We start from the raw sequence: 6,100 nt of genomic DNA, 5'->3' as shown, positions 1-6,100 counted from the left end.
CTCTACCTATGCGCCGACATTCAGCGATGAACTGGAGCTTTCAGCCAGCCAACAGCGGATCCCGGTGCTGTGCCTGCATGGTCAATACGACGATGTCGTCCAGAACGCCATGGGACGCAGTGCGTACGAGCATTTGAAGACCCGTGGTGTCACCGCGACATGGCAGGAATACCCAATGGGTCACGAAGTGTTACCCGAAGAAATCCGCGATATTGGCGTCTGGCTCGCGGACCGCTTGCGCTAATACAGAAACTTCCTGTAGCTGTATGAGCAACACACTACGCCGCGCCGGTTTCTTGCATTACACTGGCCGGCGTACATTCCTTAACCAATTGATGAGATGACCGTGCTCAAAGCACTCAAAAAAATGTTCGGTAAAAGCGAGGCTGAGCAGCTCGCGCCCAGCTCCAGCGCACCTTCCCACACACCCGGCAGCCGCACCGACGGTCATCAGCCTGGCCGGACCGCAGCAGTCGCGGCACCGAAACATACGCCCGCGAACACACCGGCCACCGAGCCTGTTGCGGACAAACCGCGCAGCGAGACGCCAAAACCTGCACAACCGCGCCGTGAACGTGCGCCGAAACCGCCCGTAGTCGCCTGGAAACTCGAAGATTTCGTCGTCGAACCCCAGGAAGGCAAAACCCGTTTCCATGATTTCAAATTGGCCCCGGAACTGATGCACGCCATCCAGGACCTGGGTTTCCCGTACTGCACGCCGATCCAGGCGCAAGTATTGGGTTTTACCCTGGCCGGCAAAGACGCCATCGGTCGCGCCCAGACCGGCACTGGTAAAACCGCCGCATTCCTGATCTCGATCATCACCCAGCTGCTGCAAACCCCGCCGCCGAAAGAGCGCTACATGGGCGAACCGCGGGCGCTGATCATTGCACCCACCCGTGAACTGGTGGTGCAGATCGCCAAGGATGCAGCCGACCTGACCAAGTACACCGGTCTCAACGTCATGACCTTCGTTGGCGGCATGGACTTCGACAAGCAACTCAAACACCTCGAAGCCCGCCACTGCGACATCCTCGTTGCGACCCCGGGCCGCCTGCTGGACTTCAACCAGCGCGGCGACGTGCACCTGGACATGGTCGAAGTGATGGTGCTCGACGAAGCTGACCGGATGCTCGACATGGGTTTCATCCCACAAGTGCGTCAGATCATTCGCCAGACGCCACCGAAAAGCGAACGTCAGACTCTGCTGTTCTCCGCCACCTTCACCGAAGACGTGATGAACCTGGCCAAGCAATGGACCACCGACCCGTCCATCGTTGAAATCGAATCCGAGAACGTTGCCAGCGAAAACGTCGAACAACACATCTACGCCGTTGCCGGCGCCGATAAGTACAAGCTGCTCTACAACCTGGTCACCGACAACGGCTGGGAGCGGGTGATGGTCTTCGCCAACCGCAAGGACGAAGTGCGGCGCATCGAAGAACGCCTGGTGCGTGATGGCGTCAACGCGGCCCAACTGTCGGGCGACGTTCCGCAGCACAAGCGCATCAAGACCCTGGAAGGATTCCGCGAAGGCAAGATCCGCGTGCTGGTGGCCACCGATGTTGCCGGTCGCGGGATTCACATCGACGGTATCAGCCATGTGATCAATTTCACCCTGCCGGAAGTGCCGGACGATTACGTCCACCGCATTGGTCGTACCGGTCGCGCGGGTGCCGAAGGCGTGTCCATCAGCTTCGCYGGTGAAGACGATTCCTACCAGTTACCGTCCATCGAGGCATTGCTGGGTCGCAAGATCAGTTGCGAAACCCCGCCGACTCATCTGTTACGCCCTGTAGAGCGCAAGCGTCCGTAAATTTCGGTCACACAGCTCTCCCCCAAAAGAAGGCGCAGCCGGAAACGGACTGCGCTTTTTTTACGCCTGGATATTGCCAAACGGAACAATAAGTCCACAATGGACAAATTAGTTTACTTGCGAATCCACGGAGCACCCGCATGCCCAGCACACCTTATGTGATCGCCAAACCCCAGGCCCGCGAACTGCTTGAGCAAGTCGACGTGCCGAAGATCCTGCGCAAGCTGTTCCGCGACCTGGCCGCGGGTCAGGCGGTACAACCGGCGCAGCAACTGGTGGAGTTTCCGCAAGGTGCCGGAGACTTCATCAATTACCTCGGGGTATTGGCCGAAGACGGTGTGTACGGCATTAAAACCTCGCCCTACATCGTGCGCCAGGAAGGCCCGCTGGTGACCGCCTGGACGCTGCTGATGTCAATGCAAACCGGCCAGCCGCTGTTGCTCTGCGATGCCGGTGAACTGACCACCGCGCGCACCGCCGCGACCACTGCCGTTGCTATTGATGCCCTCGCCCTGCCGCACGCCAGGCATCTGGCAATCATCGGCAGCGGCCCGGTCGCCCAGGCTCACCTGCATTACGCGAGGAACGTACGGGAATGGCAAAGCATCAGCCTTTATTCACCGAATCTGGCGAGCCGGGATCCGCAATTGCTCGCCCAACTGACGGCCATCGACTCGCGCCTGAAGGTGTTCGATAGCCGCGAAGCCGCGATCCAGGACGCCGACGTGATCATGCTCTGCACCTCGTCTGCGGGACCTGTGATTAACCCACGGACCTTGAGCAAACCGACACTGATCACCTCCATCAGTACCAACGCAGTGCGTGCCCACGAGGTGCCGCCTGCAACGCTCAGCGAAATGCAGGTCTATTGCGACTACCGCCTGACTACTCCAGATTCCGCCGGCGAAATGCTGATCGCCAGAGAGCAACACGGCTGGGACAAAAACTCGATTGCCGGCGACCTGGCCGAACTGTTGAGCGAACAGACGCCCCGTCCGGCTTATGATCGCCATGTGTTCTTCCGTTCCATCGGTCTGGGCCTGGAAGACATCGCCTTGGCCAATGCCCTTTATCAGTTGCAACAGCAGAACTGAAACGAAACGCTTTCCCTTGTGGGAGCGAGCCTGCTCGCGATTGCGTCACCGCTGTTCGCCTGACGGWTTGCGGCGCCTGCATCGCGAGCAGGCTCGCTCCCACAGGGGACCTCTACAACTTCGGCATTTACGCCCATCAGGAGACGTTCATGACCCAGGCAGACTTCATCATCATCGGCGGTGGCATTGCCGGTGCTTCCACCGGTTTTTGGCTGTCACGACACGGTCGGGTAATCGTGCTCGAACGCGAATCCCACCCGGCCTATCACTCCACCGGGCGTTCGGCCGCTTTGTACACCGCCGCTTACGGTACGCCGCAAGTGCGCGCACTGACCCAGGCCAGCCGGGACTTCTTCGATGCACCCCCGGCCGGTTTCTGCGAACACCCGCTGCTGACCCCGCGCGGCGAGATGACAGTCGACTTCACTGGCGACCCGGACGAGCTGAACAATCAGTACCTGAGTGCCAAGGCGACCGTGCCGCAGATGCAACTGCTCAGCGCCGACGACGCCTGTGCCCGCATGCCGATCCTGCGTCGCGAGAAGGTTCACGGAGCGATCTACGACCCCACCGCCTCGGACATCGACACCGACGCCCTGCATCAGGGCTACCTGCGCGGCATCCGCCGCAACCAGGGCGAAGTGCACACCGACAGCGAAGTCCTGAGCCTGACGCGCGATGCCGACAATCTCTGGCAAGTGAAAACCGCCGAGCAGACCTTCAGCGCACCGGTCATTATCAATGCGGYCGGTGCCTGGGCTGACCGACTCGGTGAGATGGCCGGCGCCAAGCCTCTTGGGCTGATCCCGAAGCGTCGTGCAGCCTTCATCTTCGCCGGCCCCGAAGGTGTGGATATCCACGACTGGCCGATGCTGGTCAGCCTCGACGAATCGTTCTACATGAAGCCCGATGCCGGAATGTTCCTCGGTTCACCGGCCAATGCCGACCCGGTCGAGCCGCATGACGTGCAGCCCGAAGAGCTGGACATCGCCATGGGCATTTACCAGATCGAAGAAGCCACCACCCTGAGCATCCGCCGACCAACCCGCACCTGGGCGGGTTTGCGCAGTTTTGTCGGCGACGGCGATCTGATCAGCGGCTTCGATCCGCACGTGCCGGGTCTGTTCTGGGTGGCCGCGCAGGGTGGTTACGGCATTCAGACCTCGCCCGCCATGGGCCAGGCCAGTGCCGCGCTGGTATGTGGCGAAGCCTTGCCGGAGCAACTCAGCCGCTTTGGCCTCAGCGCTGCGATGCTCTCCCCTTCCCGCCTTGGCTGAACCGGCCTGCGGGGTGACGTCTGCCCCCGATTACGGCAAACTCCCAGCGCCCTTTTTCTACAGGGCGCTGATTGCCTGGAGCAACACCCATGACCCCACCTCTTCAAGATCCTGCACTGGATAACTACCGGGCGATCGCCGACGCCATTGCCACGCTGTTTTTCCCCCACGCCGAGGTGGTGCTGCACGACCTGCGCACGCAGAAAATCGACTACATCGCCAACAACCTGTCCAAGCGTGAAGTCGGTGACGATGCCGCGCTGGAAGACATGCTCAGCGAAGAAATCAGCGAGCGGAATATCGGTCCGTACGAAAAGCTCAATTGGGACGGGCAAAAGATCCGCAGCCTCAGCAGCGTGCTGCGCGACAGCGAAGGGCGTCCGATTGCCGTGCTGTGCATCAACCTGAATATTTCGCTGTTTGAAAACGCCAAGGCGGCGCTGGATCTGTTTCTCTCACCGAGCAAGTTGATCCCGCAACCTGACGCGCTGTTTCGCGACGACTGGCAGGAGCGCATCAACACCTTCCTGCATAACTGGCTGCGAGAGCGGCAACTGGGTCTGAATATGCTGACCCGCGAGCACAAGCGCGAACTGGTGCTGGCGTTGCACGCCGAAGGCGCCTTCAAAGGCAAAAGCGCCTCCAACTATGTGGCCAACGTGCTGAACATGGGACGGGCGACGGTGTACAAGCATTTGAAGGAGTTGAAAGGCTGAAACCTGACCTGAGAGGTGTGTTGGCTGGTAGGGCCTCATCGCGAGCAGGCTCGCTCCCACACTGGTTCTGTATCGATCACAAAATCTGTGTCTTGTGGAGATCAAATGTGGGAGCGAGCCTGCTCCGGGCGGCGTTCCGACGATGGCGATCAATCAATCGCCGTAGATATCCGACTTGAAGTACTTGGCTTCGATCTTCTGGTATTCACCGTTGGCGCGAATGCCGTCGATGGCATTGTTCAGCTGGCTAACCAATTCGGTGTTGCCCTTGCGCACTGCAATCCCGGCGCCCTCGCCCACGTATTTCGGGTCCTTGAGCTCCGGTCCGACAAACGCGTAGCCCTTGCCGCGAGGCATCGACAGGAAGTCGCTCAGCGGAATGGTATCGGCGAAAACGCCGTCCAGACGCCCGGCGGCCAGGTCCATGTAGATTTCTTCATTGTTGCCGTAACGCGCCACCTTGATGCCCTTGGGCTCGAAGACTTCCGTGGCGTAACGGTCCGTGGTGGTTGCCCGCTGCACACCAATAGTCTTGCCCTTGAGGCTTGCGTACTGGTCATCAACCACCGCACCGTCCTTCATCACCAGCCGCGATGAGGTGAAGTAGTACTTGTGGGTGAAGTCCACCGATTTTTTACGGTCTTCGTTAATGGTCATGGACGACAGCGCGGCGTCGATTTTCTTCACCTTGAGGGAAGGAATCAGACCATCGAACTCACCCTCGACCCACTCGCACTTGACCTTCATCTGCGCGCACAACGCGTTGCCGATGTCGTAGTCGAAACCGGTGATTTTTCCATCCGAGGTCTTGGAGGCAAACGGCGGATACGCCGCTTCGATACCGATGCGCAGGGTTTTCTCGGCGGCAAACAGACTGCTGCACGCCAACAGGCTCAGGGCCAGGCCACCGATCAGGGGGAGCTTCTTCATGTTTATTTTTCTCGCGGGTTGTTGTTGGTTTGGCAAGACAGAAGAAAGTGAAACGAGAAACGGCTTTTTTGTACTTATAATTCCATACTGGACTTTTATGTATTTCCCGTCAATCGGGCGTGCGCAGTTCTTTCAGCCTCTGGTCGGCAGGAGGCGAATCAGGGAAAAATTCGGTGTTGTTGATAACCCTATCGCGAGCAGGCTCGCTCCCACAGTTGGTCTCCATCAGACACAATTTTTGTGTACGACGATAATTCAATGTGGGAG

Annotated in this window: 6 protein-coding genes; 5 read left to right on the top strand and 1 reads right to left on the bottom strand. The window is 59.4% G+C overall.

The genetic code is table 11. The features are described from left to right. The 5 genes from AC1DH9_RS19300 to AC1DH9_RS19280 all read left to right on the top strand — a co-directional run. A partial coding sequence (locus AC1DH9_RS19300; RefSeq protein ID WP_477808598.1) for an alpha/beta hydrolase occupies positions 1-244 on the top strand: 244 nt, incomplete at its 5' end. 96 nt (positions 245-340) lie between these two features. Next, positions 341-1,816, top strand: a complete 1,476-nt coding sequence (gene rhlB / locus AC1DH9_RS19295; protein WP_427545195.1) for an ATP-dependent RNA helicase RhlB — start codon at positions 341-343, stop codon at positions 1,814-1,816. A 140-nt stretch (positions 1,817-1,956) separates the two neighbouring features. Beyond that, positions 1,957-2,910: an ornithine cyclodeaminase family protein gene (locus tag AC1DH9_RS19290; protein WP_427545197.1), complete on the top strand. Its 954-nt coding sequence runs from the start codon at positions 1,957-1,959 to the stop codon at positions 2,908-2,910. Between the two features lie 149 nt (positions 2,911-3,059). Further along, the gene (locus AC1DH9_RS19285) at positions 3,060-4,187 is read left to right on the top strand and encodes an NAD(P)/FAD-dependent oxidoreductase (RefSeq protein WP_477808597.1); all 1,128 of its coding nucleotides are present in this window, start codon (positions 3,060-3,062) and stop codon (positions 4,185-4,187) included. Positions 4,188-4,276: 89 nt separating this feature from the next. Continuing rightward, positions 4,277-4,903, top strand: coding sequence for a helix-turn-helix transcriptional regulator (locus AC1DH9_RS19280; protein ID WP_019691959.1), 627 nt, complete (start codon positions 4,277-4,279; stop codon positions 4,901-4,903). A 153-nt stretch (positions 4,904-5,056) separates the two neighbouring features. Here the strand turns inward: AC1DH9_RS19280 and AC1DH9_RS19275 are convergent, their stop codons facing one another. After that, positions 5,057-5,833, bottom strand: a complete 777-nt coding sequence (locus tag AC1DH9_RS19275) for an ABC transporter substrate-binding protein (RefSeq protein ID WP_427532032.1) — start codon at positions 5,831-5,833, stop codon at positions 5,057-5,059. Positions 5,834-6,100: the final 267 nt, after the last annotated feature.

The sequence above is a fragment of the Pseudomonas sp. 05T35 genome, assembly GCF_056396605.1.
Note: the sequence above shows the minus strand (reverse complement) of the source record. Positions and strands in the feature narration are given on the sequence as shown.